Source organism: Streptococcus xiaochunlingii, assembly GCF_006385805.1.
GTDB classification, from domain to species: Bacteria; Bacillota; Bacilli; order Lactobacillales; family Streptococcaceae; genus Streptococcus; species Streptococcus xiaochunlingii.
In genome coordinates this window covers 698,887-715,482 of record NZ_VFSG01000001.1, presented here as the reverse complement: position 1 = coordinate 715,482, position 16,596 = coordinate 698,887, and the positions used below count along the sequence as shown (strand labels likewise).

The following is a 16,596-nucleotide window of genomic DNA, read 5'->3' as shown; positions in this document are numbered from 1 at the left end:
CATAGAACATTTCCAAGAACAAATTGCCACCATTTTTCAAGAGGCAATGTCCATACCGAGCTTTACTAATACCGAGACAGAAAGGGAGATAGAAGACTATCTAGACCAACGAATTGGGTCTATTCCATATTTCAAGAGTCACCCCCAGCACTTTGGTCGCTACCCTCTTCCCAATGACCATCTTCATCGCAGTGTCAATTGGGCCTTGGTCGATAAGGGCAAGAAAAAGACAGTGATCCTTTTTCACCACCACGATACGGTAGATCTAGAAGATTACGGCCCCCTAGCCCCTATAGCTTTGGATTCCGAGGCACTGGTTCATGCCTTGAAGGGCATTGATTTTCGATCAGAAATGCAGGAGGACCTAGATTCTGGCCAATGGCAATTTGGACGAGGTTCTTGTGACATGAAGGCGGCCTTAGCGCTCCAACTGGGTGTCTTAGAAGCCTACGCCTCCGATCCAGAAGGGGGTCAGGTCAACCTCCTCTACCTTTCTGTGGGAGATGAGGAGTCCTATTCACGTGGGATGAGAGGAGCCTTGGCTTTGCTCTGTCAGTTAAAAGATGAGTTTGACTTGGATTATGTCTTAGCGGTCGATTCAGAACCCTTTGAAGCCACTAGTGACAAGGAGAAGGTCCTGCACATCGGTACTGTCGGCAAGCTCATGCCAGTCGTCGTGGCCCAAGGGGTCTTATCCCATATGAAGGAGCCACTTAAAGGAATCAACGCCCTCTCTCTTCTGATAGCAGTCGCATCGAAATTGGACCTCCATCCAGACCTATCCGACCAAGCTCTGGGAGAGCAGTCTCCTCTCCCTTCTTGGTCTTATCTGCGAGATTTGAAGGACCAGTATGATGTATCGACTGTCCTCTACGCTGTTGGCTATTTCAGTGTGCTGCATCTGAAAAAGACCCCTCAGGAATTGCTGCAACGCATCAAGGAGTTGAGCCAGGAAGCGGTTGATGAGTTTTATGCCAAATACCTGTCCCTCCAGGACCAAGCAGGACAAGAACATGTGATAGGTCAACCAAGGGTGATCAGCTATCAAGAATTGCTGGATCGTTGCCAAAAGAAGGAAGGATTTTCAAGCTTCCAAGAGCAATGTGAGCAAAGGGCCTACCAAGCTTTCTTAGCTGGAGTCAGCTATCAGGCCATTGCCATCCAGCAGATCCAAGCTTACTTAGACTTCCTAGCGGAGAAGACTCCATTGGTCGTTATTGGCTTTGCACCTCCCTATTACCCATCCATGAACTGTCGCTATTTACCAAACACCAGTCTCAAAATTGGCACCCTGGTGGATGATTACCGCCACTATTTAGGAAGACGTGGCCTGAGCCTGAAGGTGGAGGAATACTTCATGGGCATTTGTGACACCAGTTATTGCGCCTTGGAGAGAGACCTAGCAAGCTATCAAGTCGTCTTGGATAGTTTGGCGACCCCTTCTCAAGTCTACGAGTTGGATTTGGAAAAAATTGCCCAGATCCAAGTGCCGGCAGTCAATTTGGGACCTTGGGGCAAGGAACTCCATCAAAGAGGGGAACGGGTCTTTATGGAGGATCTCCTAGATACCATTCCTAGTTATCTGTTTGGCCTTCTCTATCGCTTTGATGAATTGCTTTAATACTTAAGTTTTCCATTGACAAATGAGGAAAAGAGGACTAAAATATAGGCAAAATAAGTAACCACTTTCTTTCATTAGGGAAGTGGAATAGGAGAAGGAGAATCTATGATTGAATTTCAAGGAGTCACCAAGGATTACGATGGTCAACTGGCATTGAACCATTTGAACTTAACCATTGAAGATGGGCAAATTGTCGGCTTGATCGGCCATAATGGAGCTGGGAAATCAACGACCATTAAGAGCCTAGTCAGTGTCATCACCCCGACGACCGGTAGCATCCTAGTAGATGGAAAGGACCTCTATAGCAATCGCTTAGAAATAAAGAAGAAAATTGGCTATGTAGCGGACTCACCAGATCTCTTTCTTCGATTGACGGCCAATGAATTTTGGGAGTTGGTCGCTACTTCTTATGATATGAGCCAGCAGGAATGTGATGACCGCTTGGAGCAGTTGTTGCATCTGTTTGACTTTGCTAGTCATCGTTATGAGGTCATCGAGTCTTTCTCTCATGGGATGCGGCAGAAGGTCTTTGTCATCGGGGCTCTTCTATCTGATCCAGACATCTGGGTTCTAGATGAGCCCATGACTGGTTTGGATCCCCAAGCCTCTTACGATCTGAAGCAGATGATGCGGGAGCATGCGGACAAGGGCAACACTGTCATCTTCTCTACCCATGTCCTCGAAGTGGCAGAGCAACTCTGTGATAAGATTGCCATTCTGAAGAAGGGGAACCTCATCTTTTATGGAACTATCGAGGAGCTGAAGGGGCAACACCCAGAACAAAGCCTAGAGTCCATCTATCTTGGACTGGCTGGTCGAAGAGAAGAGGTGAGTCCAGATGCGTCTTAAGATGGTTCGTCGCCTAGTGGATGTCAACATCATTTATGCTACTCAGCCAGCCCAATTAGCGAAATTTCGTAAGAAGCAGGAAAAGGATCCGACTAGGAAAGTCAATGTTTCCGCTCAGTCCATTCGGACCTATATTTTTATCGGTCTCCTTTATCTCTTCCTTTTTGGAATTCTCTCGAGTACCAATGATTTTGTCTCTAGCCCTGGTCCCTTTGTCAATATGATTACGCTCTTTGCGCTCTTAGCCATATCCCAAGGTTTGATGAGTTTTTACAATGTCTTTTACGAGAGCAAGGATTTGCAATTTTATCGTCCCTATGCCTTTTCGGATGCAGAAGTGATTGCAGGAAAGAGCATCTCGGTCATTTTAGTGCTCTTGATGGCCCTGCTTCCAATGATCAGTTATTTCATCATTCTGCCCATCCAAGCAGGGGGAAATGTTTTGGTGGGGCTCCTTCTTGGCCTTCTTTGTGCCATGATTCTCCTCTCCATCCTCTTTTTAGGCACCTTGTTCCTATCCCATCTGATTACCAAATCAGCTGTCTTTAAGAAACACACGAGTTTGGTGTCTAACCTCATCATTGGATTGAGTAGTCTCATTTCCATTGGAGCCTATCTCTATATCAATATGCTCCAGTCAGAGCACTCGGTAGCTGGTGATTTGGTCACTCAACCCAGCATTTTTCCTCCGATAGAGGTCTTCCATACCTTTATCTTGAATCCTTTGGATTCAGCTGCACTAGTGGGGATGTTGGCTTGGGTATTGGTTCTAGCAGTCCTCCTTTGGCTGGTAAAAAGTCAGGTCTTGCCTCATTTCTATGATGCTGCCCTTGAGGTTTCTTCTAGCCATGCGGTCAAGGAGCGGGTCAGTCAGATGAAGCTAGGAGATCAGAAGGCCTTTCATCGCTTTACCGTTTCCTACCATAAACGGCTTCTGAGTGATGGTACCTTGCTGACGCAGGTTATCTTCATGATGGCAATTTTCCCTTATCTGTTCACATTTGGCTTGTTTTTAGGAGCATCGCGAGCTTCCCTCCAAATTGAAAACTACCTCACGCCCCAATACCTGCTTCCTTTATCGCTGATTGCTTTTATGATTGGAGTCTTCAACTCTGTGGAAAGCTTGACCAGTATTGGAATCTCCTTGGAGCGGGAAAATTTCGCTTATCTCCGTGCCCTTCCGATTGACTTTAAACGCTATTGTTTGAAAAAATTTTGGATCCTCTTTTCGGTTCAGTCTGCTTTGCCGATTGTACTCTTAGTAGGGGTATCTTTCTACTTTGGAGTCCATCCCCTTTCCCTTCTAGCCATGCTTTTGATTTGGTTTTTGACCAGTTTGAGTTTGAGTGTGATCGCTTTTAGACGAGACTACAAGCTCTTAACGACCAATTGGTCGACTGTGACAGATCTGATGAACCGTAATAGAGGAAATGCTGCCCTGAGAGGATTATTAATCTTTATCTTTATTATCGTCATGCTGATTTTGATAGGATTTGCTTTCTATCTATCCGCTGTGGCCTTCACCACCTTGATTGCTAGTGTAATTTATCTTCTCATTGCAGCTATAGGAACTTTTGCAACTGTTTATATATATAAACATACTTTTTATAAATTTAACCAAGAGATTGGTGAATAAAAAAATTCCCTCTGGTCCTGACCGAAGGGAATCTCTATGGTAAAAGAGAGTGGGACAGAAATCGGTAATTCGTTAGAATTCGATTTCGTCGTCCCACCTCCGCACAGTTGAGTAGGGCTGTAAAATCTGATGAAATCAGCGTAGTAGAGCCCACTCAACCACTTCGTCTTGCTCGATAATCCAAAGACAATTGAGAGGCTAGGACTTTTGTCCCAGCCTCTTTTATAGTTTGTTGTTAAATTTCATAGCCGATTAAGAGGCCACCTTCTTCAGCATAGAAGCTACAGAGGCCAGAGGTCGGAAGAATTTCAATATCCGCATTGGCGAATTTTTCATGGACCAAGGCTGAGAGTTGTTCTACGAATTTATCGTTGCGACGGTGAGCGATGGTGATATGTCCACCTTTATAGCCTGCTTTGAGCATTTCTTCAAAAGTTGTGGAAATAGCTTTCTTTTGGCCACGGGCTTTATGGAGGAGCTCAAGGGTTCCAGTGTCGCTAGCTTGGCCGACCATACGGATGTTTAAGAGGCCGACAACCGCTCCGATAATTTTATTGAGTCGACCGTTTTTAACCAAATTATCGACTTTAGCCAGGACAAAAATCAGTTTGGTTTTTTCTTGGTATTTGGTGATGACTTCGACCACTTGATCAAAGTCAAGGTCTTGGGCAATGAGTTGATGGAGTTTGCGGACGAGGAGATCCACTTCACCACCAGCTGATAAACTATCGATCACATGGATATTGCTTGCAGGATGGTCTTCTAGATAAAGCTTTTTAGCGACCTGAGCACTATTGTGGCTACCAGACAAAGTACCAGTGATGGTAACAACGATGATATTATCAGCACCCTCGAAGGCTTTCATATAGTCATCAGGACTAGGACAAGCTGATTTGGAAGCAGTAGTAGTAGCATACATATCTTCCATCATTTTGTCTGTATCCAAGTTGGCGTCGTCTGTATAGATGGTCTCACCAATCTGGATGGTAAGGGGAACTGAAACAAAGCTAGTATCTGGTGCAGCACTTTCATAAGTACGATAATCACAGCCAGAATCTGCAATAATTTTCCATTTCATTTTTATTACCTCAAAATGTAAAAAATTGTACATTGACAAGTAGTTAGTCTTTTTTTACAATTATATCATGAAGTTGCATTCTCTGAAAGCAGATACATTCAGATGATACAGATAGAAAGTAAGTGTTATGGCAGAAAGAAAGATATCCGAAAAATCCTTAGAAAATTTAAAACGGTCTAACCAAGAAAGCAATGCCATCACACGCGAATCCTTGGAGATTTCCTTACTTCAGTTGTTGGATAAAAAGGACTTGAAAAAGATTACCATTTCAGAATTGGTGGAGAGAGCAGGAGTTTCTCGCGCAGCTTTTTACCGAAATTATGAGTCAAAAGAAGAATTGCTCGAATCCATCTTCCAATCAACTGTTTCGAAGATTACCAAGTCTTTGGAAGGCTATAATTTCAAGACCGATTTGTACCAGATATGGGTTTATCTCTTTAAAGAGGCCAAGAAGGAAGCCCGCATTATCAGCTTGGCCGTCGATTATAATTTTGAGAAACTGCTCACCAAGGCCGTTTATGAATTTCTGGAAAAGAGGAGTAAAAGTCAAAAATCCTCACAAGGCCCAGCTAGTTATTTGAATTCCTTCCTCAGCTCAGCTATTGTCTCTGTCCTAGCCAAGTGGATTAAGGATGGCATGAAGGTGCCGGCGGAGAAGATGGCTTCCTTAGGTCTTCCCTTGTTTCCTCAAAAGAAAAGAAAATAAGAAAAATGATCTACTAGATCGAGTGTTTACTTCGATTCCAGTAGATCATTTTTTACGTTATCCAGGAAACGGTCCAGTTCCTTTTGGTTCTTGAGAGAGATGAATTTTTCGGGGTAGGTGGAGTGGATATTTTGATACCTTTCTCTGGCAGTTTTTGTTCGGCCATCCCAGAGAATCCAACGGATGAATTCCCAGTCAAAGCGTTCAGGGCATCCTACTGCCATACTCTCACGGACGCGTCCTTTATAACGGCGGTATCGTTTCCACCCTCTATAGAGGCAGTTCCAACGTGAGAAGTTGAGAAAGATGATCTGGTCGGCTTGCTCCATTCTCTCCTCATAGCAGCACCAAGAGTAATTGCCGTCAATAACCCAGTCTCTATGCTCGCTGAGAAACTGTTTCATTTCTTTCTCCATCCAATCCCGGTCACTGTCTATCCAACCCGGTTGAAATTGAAGGGTATCCATGTGGAGCTTTGGAATGGAGTAGTAACGAGCTAAGTTTTTAGCCAAGGTGGATTTACCTGATCCAGAATAGCCGATTATCGTAATTTTCATCTCTTCTCCTTATTTGGAAGTAACAAAAAAAGCTCCGAGGAGCTCATTTTGTATGCAATGCTTGATTAGCCAAGTTTTGCTGCAAGACGTGCTTTATCACGGCTAGCTTTGTTTTTGTGGATCAAACCTTTAGTTTCTGCTTTATCGATAGCTGAGCTAGCAGCGCGGTAAAGTTCTTCAGATGGGTTTGCTTCAAAAGCTTTGATTGCAGTACGCATAGCTGATTTTTGAGCTGAGTTTTTTTCGTTTTGTTTAACGTTCAATTCAGCGCGTTTGATAGCTGATTTAATGTTTGCCAATTTTTTCACCTCCAATGATAATCTAACTCTCTTATTATATCTGAAAACTTTTCTTTTGACAAGCCCAAACTAATTTTTCTTCGAATCGCTATTTTTTTAAAGATCATTTTGTCTTAAAACTCTTATCTCTTGAGATAGATTTCGTCGATCTCATGGTTGGCAGATTTGTGCAGGATCAGTTCGGCTCGGTTACGGGTGGGCTCGATATAGTCTTTTAGATTTAAGAGATTGATCGACTCCCATACCTGATGAGCGAAGGCGAGGACTTCTTCTTCAGGTTGCTTAGTAAAGCGGTGGTAGTAGTTACTTGGGTCATCTTTCGCACGGTCTAACAACTTTTTAAAGCGATCGATATACCAGGACTCAATATTGGCAACCTCAGCATCCACATAGATGGAAAAGTCAAAGAAGTCTGTCATATAGAGCCGATCGTTTTGGGGGTTCTGAAAGACATTGATCCCTTCCACGATAATGAAGTCCGCAGCTTGGATGGTTTGCTTCTGGTCAGGGACGATATCATAAATCTCGTGAGAATAGACGGGGATTTGATAACTTTGACCATTTTTGAGTTGGTTGAGGAAATCCAAAAGGAGCTCCATATCATAACTTTCAGGGAAGCCCTTGCGATTGAGAATGTTTTGTTCAATCAAGGTGGCGTTGGGATACAAGAAACCATCGGTGGTCACCAATTCAACAGTAGAATCTGAAAAGGTCCGAGAAAGAAGGATTTGAAGGAGACGACTAGTCGTTGATTTGCCGACAGCCACGCTCCCTGAAATTCCAATCATAAAAGGCTGTTTTTTACTTTCCTGTTGGAGAAAAATGCCTTTTGAGAATGCTAAATCCTCTTTCGCTTTTTTGTAGATTTGAATCAGATGTGTCAAGGGTAAGTAGATATCTGTTACATCTTGCAAGCTAATGAGGTCGTTAAAACTCTTGATTGAATTCAATTCCTCTTCAGATAGAGGAGGGGTTGATTTCCGGTGGAGATTTTGCCAAGTTTGTCGATTGATCTTTTCGAAGTGTAGAAATTCTTTATCCATTGCAAGCCTTTCCTCCATAGTGACCTTTAGTATATCAGTTTTGAGATCTTCTGTAAACGATTTAAAAATAGGTTAAATTATGCTATAATGCTAATATGAGTAAAATGTACTATGACGAACATCCAGATGCCCAACATGATATCCATGAGTTACAGGTGGTTCTTTTAGGGGAGCGGATGAAATTTCTGACGGATGCCGGTGTTTTTAGTAAGAAAATGATCGACTTTGGTAGCCAGGTCCTTTTATCTTGTTTGTCCTTCCAGCAAGGAGAGACGGTTTTGGATGTTGGTTGCGGGTATGGTCCACTTGGTCTCTCTTTGGTTAAGGCCCAAGGGGTCCATGCGACTATGGTAGACGTCAATACACGGGCTTTAGATCTAGCTCAGAAAAACGCAGATTTAAATCAAGTTGAAGCAAAGATCTTCCAATCCAATGTTTATGATCAGGTTGAGGGAAGTTTTGATCATATTATCAGTAACCCTCCCATTCGGGCTGGAAAAAAGGTAGTCCATCAAGTACTTTCTGGGAGTTTTGACCATTTGAATCCTGGTGGAGACTTAACCATTGTCATCCAGAAAAAACAGGGAGCTCCAAGTGCGAAGGCCAAAATGGAGGAAGTCTTTGGGAATTGTGAAATTCTCAAAAAAGACAAAGGTTATTATATTTTAAGGAGTGAAAAAGTCACATGAGAGCTGTAGATATCATTCAGAAAAAACGTGATGGCATTGAGTTGAGTAAAGATGAGATTCATTGGTTGATCGAAGGCTATGTGGCTGGAACAGTACCTGATTATCAAATGGCTGCCTTTGCCATGGCGGTTTATTTCAAGGGGATGACGACCCGAGAAATTTCAGATTTGACCATGAAGATGGTGGAGACAGGGGAGCAATTCGACCTTTCCGCTATTAAAGGCATCAAGGTGGACAAACACTCAACAGGTGGTGTAGGGGACAAAGTAACAATTGTACTGGCACCTCTAGTGGCTAGTTTTGGCGTCCCGGTTGCCAAGATGAGCGGTCGTGGTCTTGGACATACAGGGGGGACCATCGATAAGCTAGAATCCATTAAAGGATTCCAAATTGAGCGGACCCAGGAAGAGTTCATTAAACAAGTACAAGAGATTGGTCTTTCTGTCATTGGACAGTCGGACCAATTGGTCATGGCGGATAAGCTTCTCTATGCACTTCGGGATGTAACAGCGACGGTTGATACAATTCCATTGATTGCCAGCTCGGTCATGAGTAAGAAGATTGCGGCTGGAGCGGATGCCATCCTTCTCGATGTCACCGTTGGAGAAGGAGCCTTTATGAAGACCATTGAAGAGGCGCGTGAACTGGCTCGTACCATGGTGGATCTTGGTAATGCTGTTGGTCGTAAGACCATAGCTGTTTTGACAGATATGAGCCAGCCTTTAGGAACCAGCATCGGGAACCGTCTCGAAATTCTTGAAGCCTTAGATATTCTTCAAGGCAAAGGCAGAGAAGATGTGACTCACTTCATTTGTGAATTGGCTCAAATTATGCTGGAACTCGGCGGGGTAACGGCCAGCTTGGAAGAAATCAAGCAGCATCTGACAGCCGGCAAAGCACTGAAGAAGTTTGAAGAAATGGTCCTTGCTCAAGGTGGAGATTTAGACGATCTCTATCGTCCAGTTCAGGTAAAAGAACAAGTGCCTGTCTATGCAGAAGAGGATGGCTATATTGCAGCCTTGCCTGCGATGGAACACGGACTCTTCGCTATGCGTCTTGGGGCTGGCAGAGCAGTCAAATCAGATGATTTAGATTATGAAACAGGGATTGTTTTTGCTAAGAAAGTTGGGGATCCTGTTCAAAAAGGCGACCTTGTTGCAACTATTTATACAAATTTAGAAATTAGTCAAAAAACCATTGCAGAATTCCAAAAAAATGTTAAAATACTAGACAAGGTTGTAAGCGTTTCAGAAATTATTGAAATTGTTTCGTAATTCATTTGGGGGAGATTTATTAATGAAATTAAACAAATATATTGACCACACATTATTAAAACCTGATGCACAACAAGAACAAATCGAGGCTTTGATCGAAGAAGCGAAAGAATATGATTTTGCAAGTGTTTGTGTCCAACCGACCTGGGTCAACTTCGCTGCAGAAGGACTTCGGGATTCAGATGTAAAAGTGTGTACAGTGATTGGTTTCCCTCTTGGCGCAAATACACCAGCTGTTAAAGCATTTGAAACTCAAAATGCCATCCAAAATGGAGCCGATGAGATTGATATGGTCATCAATATCGGTGCCTTGAAATCAAAAAATCTGACATTAGTAGAAGAGGACATTCAGGCTGTTGTAGATGCAAGTGGTGATCGCTTGGTAAAAGTGATAATCGAAACCTGCTTGTTAACTGAAACTGAAAAAGTAGTGGCTTGCCAGATTGCCAAATTGGCAGGAGCAGACTTTGTCAAAACTTCAACTGGTTTCTCTACTGGAGGAGCAACTGTTGAGGATGTTGCCCTCATGCGCCAGGTTGTTGGACCGGATATGGGAGTGAAAGCATCTGGAGGTACTCGTAGCTATGAGGATGCACAAGCCATGATCCAAGCGGGTGCTAACCGAATCGGCACTTCCTCTGGAGTAGCCATCATGAAGGGAGAAGTAGCCCATGGCGACTACTGAGTTGATTGACCTAGCTGTAAAAACAAGTGAGAATGCTTATGTACCTTATTCTCATTTTCCAATTGGAGCTGTTCTTGTGACAGATGATGAGAAGATTTATACAGGCGTCAATATTGAAAATGCGAGCTTCGGCTTGACCAATTGTGGCGAGCGGACAGCCATCTTTAAGGCTGTTTCAGAAGGAGAGCGTTCATTTAAGGAATTAATTATTTATGGTCAGACGGAAAAACCAGTTTCACCCTGTGGTGCTTGTCGCCAGGTGATGGCTGAATTTTTCGAGCCAGACCTACCGGTTACTCTGGTAGCCAAAGATAAATCGACGGTCGTGATGACGGTCAAGGAATTGCTTCCATATTCCTTTACAGATCTTACCTAGTAACATCTGTAAAGGCGGTCTATTGACCCTTTCATTAATCCGCAACTTAGTTGCATATCTTATTTAGGAGGTTCAGAAATGAACAAGAAACAATGGTTAGGCCTAGGTCTAGTAACTGTCGCTGCAATCGGACTTGCTGCATGTGGAAATCGTGCGTCTCGCAAAGATTCTTCAGATGCAAAAACTGATTTAAAAGCTGCTATCGTTACTGACACAGGTGGTGTTGATGATAAATCATTTAACCAATCTGCATGGGAAGGTCTACAAGCTTGGGGTAAAGAAAACGGTCTTTCTAAAGATAACGGATTCACTTATTTCCAATCTACAAGTGAAGCAGATTTTGCGAATAACTTTAGCCAAGCTGCTACAAACGGCTACAAATTAGTTTACGGTGTTGGTTACAAACTTGCTCCAGCTGTTACAGCTGCTGCAGATGAAAATGCTGATATCAACTACGTTATCATTGACTCTGTTGTAGGTGATAAAAAGAACGTAGCATCTGCTGTTTTTGCGGATAATGAAGCTGCTTACCTTGCAGGGGTTGCTGCTGCCAAAACAACTAAGACTAACAAAGTTGGTTTCATCGGTGGAGCACGTGGTGAAGTTATCACTCGTTTCGAAAAAGGATTTGAAGCAGGCGTGAAGTCTGTAAACAAAGACATTTCAGTAGACGTACAATATGCTGAAGACTTCAACAACCCTGAAAAAGGAAGAACTATTGCAGCGACACAATACGCTGCAGGAGCTGACGTTATTTACCAAGCTGCTGGTGGTACAGGAGCTGGTGTCTTCAAGGAAGCTAAAGACTTGAACGAGAAGAAAAATGAAGACGAAAAAGTTTGGGTTATTGGTGTAGACCGTGACCAAGTCGACGAAGGTAAATACACTTCAAAAGATGGTAAAGAATCTAACTTCGTATTGGCTTCAACTTTAAAACAAGTTGGTAAAACTGTTCAAGAAATCGCAACTCAAACTGCTGATGGCAAATTCCCAGGTGGAAAAGTGATCACATTTGGTTTGAAAGATGGTGGTGTTGATTTGACAACTTCTAATCTTTCTGAAGATGCTAAAAAAGCAGTAGAAGATGCTAAAAAACAAATTATCGATGGTAGTGTAAAAGCACCTGAGAAATAAAACCTTCCGGAAGCGATCCATCCTTCTTGGGTCGCTTTTTTATGAGGTGTTGGGACATTTTGTCTCAATAGAACTTACTAACTCGTTTAGCAGGTCCTACTGAAATAAAATATAGTTTTCTAGAAAGGAATATTCGAATGGCACACGAAAACGTCATTGAGATGCGTGAAATTACCAAAATCTTTGGTGAATTTGTCGCAAACGACAAAATCAACCTCGAATTGCGTAAAGGTGAAATTCATGCACTTCTTGGTGAAAATGGAGCTGGGAAATCAACCCTGATGAATATGTTGGCTGGTCTTTTGGAACCAACGAGCGGAGAAATTGTGGTCAATGGGAAGTCTGAAAAACTAGATTCTCCTTCTAAGGCTGCTTCTCTAGGAATTGGAATGGTTCACCAGCACTTCATGTTGGTGGAAGCTTTCACTGTTGCAGAAAATATCATTCTTGGTAGCGAAGTAACGAACAAGGGTGTATTAGATTTGAAAAAAGCTAATGCAGATATTCTAGAGTTATCTGAACGCTACGGCTTGGCTGTGGATCCTACAGCAAAAGTTGAAGATATTTCTGTTGGGGCTCAACAACGTGTAGAAATCTTGAAGACACTCTATCGCGGAGCTGATATTCTGATTTTCGACGAGCCTACAGCAGTGCTAACTCCTGCTGAAATTTTGGAGTTGATGGAAATCATGAAAACCCTTGTTAAAGAAGGGAAATCTATCATCCTTATCACTCACAAACTGGATGAAATTCGTGCCGTTGCGGACCGTGTCACAGTTATTCGTCGTGGGAAATCCATTCAAACCGTTGGCATCGAAGGTGCTACCAATAAAGATTTGGCGGAAATGATGGTTGGGCGCTCAGTTTCCTTCGTAACAGAAAAAGAAGAAGCGCAGCCTAAAGAAGTGGTTCTGCAAATTTCTGACTTGGTCGTGAATGAAAACCGTGGTGTCCCTGCGGTTAAAGAGCTATCTCTTGATGTTCGCGCAGGTGAAATTGTCGGGATTGCAGGGATTGATGGCAATGGTCAGAGTGAATTGATCCAGGCTATTACCGGACTTCGCAAAGTCAAATCAGGTAGTATCAAAATTAAGGGACAAGAAGTTGTTGGCCTTTCCCCACGTAAGATTACTGAAATGAATGTCAGCCACGTGCCTGAAGATCGTCATCGTGATGGTCTTGTGCTCGAAATGATGCTTTCTGAAAACATCGCACTTCAAACTTACTACAAAGAACCACTTAGCAAAAATGGTGTTTTGAATTACAATCAAATTAATTCCTATGCCCGCAAGTTGATGGAAGAATTTGACGTTCGTGCAGCTAACGAGATTGTGCCAGCAAGTGCTCTATCAGGAGGGAATCAACAAAAGGCCATTATTGCTCGTGAAGTTGATCGGAATCCAGATTTGTTGATCGTTAGCCAACCGACACGTGGATTGGACGTTGGTGCGATTGAGTACATCCATAAACGTTTGATTGGTGAACGTGATAAAGGGAAAGCCGTCCTCGTAGTCAGCTTCGAATTAGATGAAATTCTAAATCTATCCGACCGGATTGCTGTTATTCATGATGGAAAAATCCAAGGTATTGTGAAGCCATCTGAGACCAACAAACAAGAGCTTGGTATTCTAATGGCTGGTGGAGAAATCAAGGAGGCTTCAAATGAATAAAAATACAAGACAAATTGCTATTCCTTTTATTTCTGTAATCCTAGGAATCATCCTCGGAGCCATTATCATGTGGATCTTTGGTTATGATGCTCTTTGGGGTTATGAAGAACTCTTCAAGACAGCTTTTGGTTCCATTAAAAATGTGGGTGAAATTTTCCGTACAATGGGGCCGCTGATTTTGATCGCTCTCGGATTTGCGGTAGCCAGTCGAGCTGGATTTTTCAATGTCGGCTTACCAGGACAAGCCTTAGCTGGTTGGATTGCGGCAGTATGGTTTGCTTTGTCCTTCCCTGATATTCCGCGTATCCTAATGATTCCTTTGACGGTCCTTGTGGCTGCAATTGCCGGTGGTCTCATTGGTTTAATTCCAGGACTTCTGCGAGCATTTTTGGGGACGAGTGAAGTCATCGTTACTATTATGATGAACTACATCGTACTGTTTGCTGGAAATGAAATTATCCGGAACTTCCCTAAAAAGTTCATGGTCGATTCTGAATCTAGTATCACAGTAGGAGCAAATGCAAGTTACCGCCTCGGGTTCTTGACAGAATTGACTAAGTCACGGATGAATATCGGTATCTTTATCGCCTTGATTGCTGTTGCAGTTATTTGGTTCATTATTAAGAAAACAACACTTGGTTTTGAAATCCGTTCCGTTGGTCTTAACCCGAATGCTTCAGACTATGCAGGGATGTCAGCTAAACGTACCATCATCCTTTCCATGGTGATTTCAGGTGCCCTTTGTGGGATTGGAGGAGCTGTAGAAGGGATTGGTACCTTCCAGAACGTTTATGTTCAAGCTGGTTCCTTGGCTGTTGGATTTAATGGGATGGCAGTGGCTCTCCTTGCTAGCAATTCCCCTATTGGGATTGTCTTTGCTGCCTTCTTGCTTGGAACCTTGCAAACAGGCGCGCCAGGTATGACCACAGCGACTATTCCACCAGAACTTGTCAATATTGTGACAGCTTCGATCATCTTCTTTGTAAGTGCTCACTATATTATCGAAAAATACATCAAGCCTAAAAAACAAATGAAAGGAGTAGAGTAAGGATGAATATTGTTGCTATACTAACGATTCTTGTATCGAATATGCTAGTCTATGCTGCTCCCCTCATTTTCACTAGTATCGGAGGTGCCTACTCCGAACATGCTGGTGTCGTTAATGTCGGTTTGGAAGGAATCATGGTTATGGGAGCTTTCACAGGAGTCGTGTTTAACTTGACTTTTGCTGGCTCTCTTGGAGGCATGACAATCTGGCTTTCTCTCCTTGCAGGAGGTTTGGTTGGTCTTATTTTCTCTGCCATCCATGCGGTAGCGACTATTAACTTCCGTGCTGACCATGTGGTGAGTGGTACGGTATTGAATTTGTTGGCTCCTGCCTTAGCCGTCTTCTTGGTAAAAGCCATCTACGGAAAAGGTCAAACCAACAATATCGATTTATCATTTGGTAAATTTGATTTTCCTTTCTTGTCTGATATTCCTGTTATTGGCGATATCTTCTTTAAGAATACTAGCTTAATGGGATATGTAGCGATTGCATTTTCATTTGTAGCATGGTTTATCATGTTTAAAACGAAATTTGGTCTTCGCCTTCGCTCAGTTGGTGAACATCCTCAAGCTGCGGATACTCTCGGTATCAATGTTTACCTCATGCGTTACTATGGTGTGCTCATCTCTGGATTCTTAGGAGGAGTTGGGGGTGCCTTGTATGCACAATCTGCTTCTGTCAATTTCTCTGCCACTACCATTGTGGGACCTGGATTTATCGCCCTAGCGGCAATGATCTTTGGTAAATGGAGCCCAATCGGAGCCATGCTGTCAAGTCTATTCTTTGGACTTTCACAAGCCTTGGCGGTTGTGTCTACGCAGATTCCTTTCCTTGCCCACATCCCAGGAGTGTACCTCCGTATTGCTCCGTATGTGTTGACCATCATCGTCTTAGCAGCCTTCTTTGGTAAGTCGGTTGCTCCGAAAGCAGATGGTGTGAACTACATCAAATCGAAATAAAAGCCTCCATTATGGAGAAAGAAAGCACGAGTCATTCGGACTCGTGCTTTTTACATGTTTATGGATAAGGTTGCATTTCGGCAAGTAGGTTTTCTGCTGTCGTAGTCGGTAAGATCCGCAGGCGTTTTAGTGAGTAGAGGCCATCGTCTAGACTGGCTAGTCCATTATTGGTCGTTAAGCCCATTTTGTAGCCATTGTTTTTTGCTAGTTCCATGGTGAGATCAGAGTAGCGGCCGGAAGGGTAAACAATGGTGGTAGTGGTTTGATGGAGTTTCTTATCTAGTACTTGTTTGGAATTTGCGAGTTCAGATTCCTGACGAGAGCTATCTGATTGAGCCAAGTCTGGGTGAGATACCGTATGACTTTCAAAGGTCATACCTTGCGCTTTCATTTCTTTGATCTGATCGAAGGTTAAAACACTGGGTCTTTCTTCGTCAGAAAAGGAAGTAATGATATTGTTGGTTGCGGTCATTTGGTATTTTTTTAGGAGAGGATAGACAATGGTATAGAAGTCTGCAATTCCATCATCAAAGGTTAACCAAACGACTTTTCTCCCTTCAGGCAGTTCATTTTTAGTAAGTGCCCGATAAGCTTCTTCAGGCGTCAAGGTATAGTAACCGGCTTCTTTAAGAGCTTTGAGATGACTCTCAAAAGTTTCTGGTGCCACGATGAGATTGGCATTGGCTTCTTCAGAGGGAGCCATCGTGTGAACAGCGTGGTACATGAGAATTGGAATTTTTACAGGTTGATCTTGTTTTACCCATTTAGTGGTGGAGCCTTGCTGATTCACAGTCTGACTTGTATTTGTTTCTTGCTTGTCAGCAACGGGAGTACTAGTAGCTCGTTTTAATAGGAGAAAGCCTAAAATAAAGATGCAGGATAGCAGAAAAGCATTTAAAATTAGTAGCAATCGTATTTTCTTTGGGACACGTCTTTTTCGGTGATTCATAGAGACCCCTTTCTAATTCATTA

Annotated in this window: 17 protein-coding genes; 12 read left to right on the top strand and 5 right to left on the bottom strand. The window is 43.0% G+C overall.

The window, feature by feature from the left end; genetic code table 11:
- Positions 1 to 46 precede the first annotated feature (46 nt).
- From FJR71_RS03670 to FJR71_RS03660, 3 genes are all read left to right on the top strand, one after another.
- Positions 47 to 1,621 (top strand): M20/M25/M40 family metallo-hydrolase, encoded by a 1,575-nt coding sequence (locus tag FJR71_RS03670; protein WP_140814442.1) that lies wholly within the window; start codon positions 47 to 49, stop codon positions 1,619 to 1,621.
- A 105-nt stretch (positions 1,622 to 1,726) separates the two neighbouring features.
- Positions 1,727 to 2,470: an ABC transporter ATP-binding protein gene (locus FJR71_RS03665; protein ID WP_140814117.1), complete on the top strand. Its 744-nt coding sequence runs from the start codon at positions 1,727 to 1,729 to the stop codon at positions 2,468 to 2,470.
- A complete protein-coding gene (locus FJR71_RS03660; RefSeq protein WP_140814116.1) occupies positions 2,460 to 4,106 on the top strand; it encodes a hypothetical protein in 1,647 nt (548 codons plus the stop codon). Before FJR71_RS03665 ends, FJR71_RS03660 begins: the two co-directional genes overlap by 11 nt.
- 235 nt (positions 4,107 to 4,341) lie before the next feature.
- Here FJR71_RS03660 and FJR71_RS03650 read toward each other — a convergent pair whose 3' ends face one another.
- Positions 4,342 to 5,184 carry a DegV family protein gene (locus FJR71_RS03650; protein WP_129269513.1) on the bottom strand — a complete coding sequence of 281 codons (843 nt, stop codon included), beginning with the start codon at positions 5,182 to 5,184 and terminating at the stop codon, positions 4,342 to 4,344.
- Between the two features lie 127 nt (positions 5,185 to 5,311).
- On the opposite strand from FJR71_RS03650, the gene FJR71_RS03645 reads away from it, so the two are divergent.
- Positions 5,312 to 5,890 (top strand): TetR/AcrR family transcriptional regulator, encoded by a 579-nt coding sequence (locus tag FJR71_RS03645; protein WP_006596003.1) that lies wholly within the window; start codon positions 5,312 to 5,314, stop codon positions 5,888 to 5,890.
- A 26-nt stretch (positions 5,891 to 5,916) separates the two neighbouring features.
- Here FJR71_RS03645 and FJR71_RS03640 read toward each other — a convergent pair whose 3' ends face one another.
- The 3 genes from FJR71_RS03640 to coaA all read right to left on the bottom strand — a co-directional run bounded on the left by FJR71_RS03640 (position 5,917) and on the right by coaA (position 7,789).
- The gene (locus FJR71_RS03640) at positions 5,917 to 6,447 is read right to left on the bottom strand and encodes a DNA topology modulation protein (protein ID WP_140814115.1); all 531 of its coding nucleotides are present in this window, start codon (positions 6,445 to 6,447) and stop codon (positions 5,917 to 5,919) included.
- A 65-nt stretch (positions 6,448 to 6,512) separates the two neighbouring features.
- Positions 6,513 to 6,761 (bottom strand): 30S ribosomal protein S20, encoded by a 249-nt coding sequence (gene rpsT, locus FJR71_RS03635; RefSeq protein ID WP_023023719.1) that lies wholly within the window; start codon positions 6,759 to 6,761, stop codon positions 6,513 to 6,515.
- A 107-nt stretch (positions 6,762 to 6,868) separates the two neighbouring features.
- Entirely contained in the window at positions 6,869 to 7,789 is a 921-nt protein-coding gene (coaA, locus tag FJR71_RS03630) for a type I pantothenate kinase (RefSeq protein WP_129269509.1), read from the bottom strand.
- Positions 7,790 to 7,884: 95 nt separating this feature from the next.
- On the opposite strand from coaA, the gene FJR71_RS03625 reads away from it, so the two are divergent.
- The 8 genes from FJR71_RS03625 (at position 7,885) to FJR71_RS03590 (ending at position 15,624) form a co-directional block, all read left to right on the top strand.
- Entirely contained in the window at positions 7,885 to 8,478 is a 594-nt protein-coding gene (locus tag FJR71_RS03625) for a class I SAM-dependent methyltransferase (RefSeq protein ID WP_125335881.1), read from the top strand.
- Positions 8,475 to 9,752, top strand: coding sequence for a pyrimidine-nucleoside phosphorylase (locus FJR71_RS03620; RefSeq protein ID WP_125335879.1), 1,278 nt, complete (start codon positions 8,475 to 8,477; stop codon positions 9,750 to 9,752). Before FJR71_RS03625 ends, FJR71_RS03620 begins: the two co-directional genes overlap by 4 nt.
- Before the next feature lie 22 nt (positions 9,753 to 9,774).
- Positions 9,775 to 10,437, top strand: a complete 663-nt coding sequence (gene deoC, locus FJR71_RS03615) for a deoxyribose-phosphate aldolase (protein ID WP_061564122.1) — start codon at positions 9,775 to 9,777, stop codon at positions 10,435 to 10,437.
- On the top strand, positions 10,424 to 10,813 hold the full coding sequence (locus FJR71_RS03610; protein WP_129269504.1) for a cytidine deaminase: 390 nt from the start codon (positions 10,424 to 10,426) through the stop codon (positions 10,811 to 10,813). The genes deoC and FJR71_RS03610 overlap by 14 nt, the downstream gene beginning before the upstream one ends.
- A 78-nt stretch (positions 10,814 to 10,891) precedes the next feature.
- A complete protein-coding gene (locus tag FJR71_RS03605; RefSeq protein WP_048687944.1) occupies positions 10,892 to 11,947 on the top strand; it encodes a BMP family lipoprotein in 1,056 nt (351 codons plus the stop codon).
- Positions 11,948 to 12,084: 137 nt separating this feature from the next.
- Positions 12,085 to 13,617: an ABC transporter ATP-binding protein gene (locus FJR71_RS03600; protein ID WP_125335876.1), complete on the top strand. Its 1,533-nt coding sequence runs from the start codon at positions 12,085 to 12,087 to the stop codon at positions 13,615 to 13,617.
- Entirely contained in the window at positions 13,610 to 14,665 is a 1,056-nt protein-coding gene (locus FJR71_RS03595; protein ID WP_048687948.1) for an ABC transporter permease, read from the top strand. The genes FJR71_RS03600 and FJR71_RS03595 overlap by 8 nt, the downstream gene beginning before the upstream one ends.
- A 2-nt stretch (positions 14,666 to 14,667) precedes the next feature.
- A complete protein-coding gene (locus FJR71_RS03590; RefSeq protein WP_048687951.1) occupies positions 14,668 to 15,624 on the top strand; it encodes an ABC transporter permease in 957 nt (318 codons plus the stop codon).
- A gap of 58 nt (positions 15,625 to 15,682) precedes the next feature.
- On the opposite strand, the gene FJR71_RS03585 is transcribed toward FJR71_RS03590, so the two are convergent.
- Positions 15,683 to 16,573 carry a polysaccharide deacetylase family protein gene (locus tag FJR71_RS03585; RefSeq protein ID WP_140814114.1) on the bottom strand — a complete coding sequence of 297 codons (891 nt, stop codon included), beginning with the start codon at positions 16,571 to 16,573 and terminating at the stop codon, positions 15,683 to 15,685.
- Positions 16,574 to 16,596 lie beyond the last annotated feature (23 nt).

What these genes read in the sequence shown, in the direction of transcription:
- FJR71_RS03610 (WP_129269504.1), top strand. Translation starts at nt 10,424, where the DNA reads ATGGCGACTACTGAGTTGATTGACCTAGCTGTAAAAACAAGTGAGAAT.
- FJR71_RS03650 (WP_129269513.1), bottom strand. Translation starts at nt 5,184, where the DNA reads ATGAAATGGAAAATTATTGCAGATTCTGGCTGTGATTATCGTACTTAT.
- deoC (WP_061564122.1), top strand. Translation starts at nt 9,775, where the DNA reads ATGAAATTAAACAAATATATTGACCACACATTATTAAAACCTGATGCA.
- FJR71_RS03600 (WP_125335876.1), top strand. Translation starts at nt 12,085, where the DNA reads ATGGCACACGAAAACGTCATTGAGATGCGTGAAATTACCAAAATCTTT.
- FJR71_RS03590 (WP_048687951.1), top strand. Translation starts at nt 14,668, where the DNA reads ATGAATATTGTTGCTATACTAACGATTCTTGTATCGAATATGCTAGTC.
- FJR71_RS03605 (WP_048687944.1), top strand. Translation starts at nt 10,892, where the DNA reads ATGAACAAGAAACAATGGTTAGGCCTAGGTCTAGTAACTGTCGCTGCA.
- FJR71_RS03585 (WP_140814114.1), bottom strand. Translation starts at nt 16,573, where the DNA reads ATGAATCACCGAAAAAGACGTGTCCCAAAGAAAATACGATTGCTACTA.
- coaA (WP_129269509.1), bottom strand. Translation starts at nt 7,789, where the DNA reads ATGGATAAAGAATTTCTACACTTCGAAAAGATCAATCGACAAACTTGG.
- FJR71_RS03640 (WP_140814115.1), bottom strand. Translation starts at nt 6,447, where the DNA reads ATGAAAATTACGATAATCGGCTATTCTGGATCAGGTAAATCCACCTTG.
- FJR71_RS03620 (WP_125335879.1), top strand. Translation starts at nt 8,475, where the DNA reads ATGAGAGCTGTAGATATCATTCAGAAAAAACGTGATGGCATTGAGTTG.
- FJR71_RS03665 (WP_140814117.1), top strand. Translation starts at nt 1,727, where the DNA reads ATGATTGAATTTCAAGGAGTCACCAAGGATTACGATGGTCAACTGGCA.
- FJR71_RS03595 (WP_048687948.1), top strand. Translation starts at nt 13,610, where the DNA reads ATGAATAAAAATACAAGACAAATTGCTATTCCTTTTATTTCTGTAATC.
- FJR71_RS03625 (WP_125335881.1), top strand. Translation starts at nt 7,885, where the DNA reads ATGAGTAAAATGTACTATGACGAACATCCAGATGCCCAACATGATATC.
- FJR71_RS03645 (WP_006596003.1), top strand. Translation starts at nt 5,312, where the DNA reads ATGGCAGAAAGAAAGATATCCGAAAAATCCTTAGAAAATTTAAAACGG.
- FJR71_RS03660 (WP_140814116.1), top strand. Translation starts at nt 2,460, where the DNA reads ATGCGTCTTAAGATGGTTCGTCGCCTAGTGGATGTCAACATCATTTAT.
- FJR71_RS03670 (WP_140814442.1), top strand. Translation starts at nt 47, where the DNA reads ATGTCCATACCGAGCTTTACTAATACCGAGACAGAAAGGGAGATAGAA.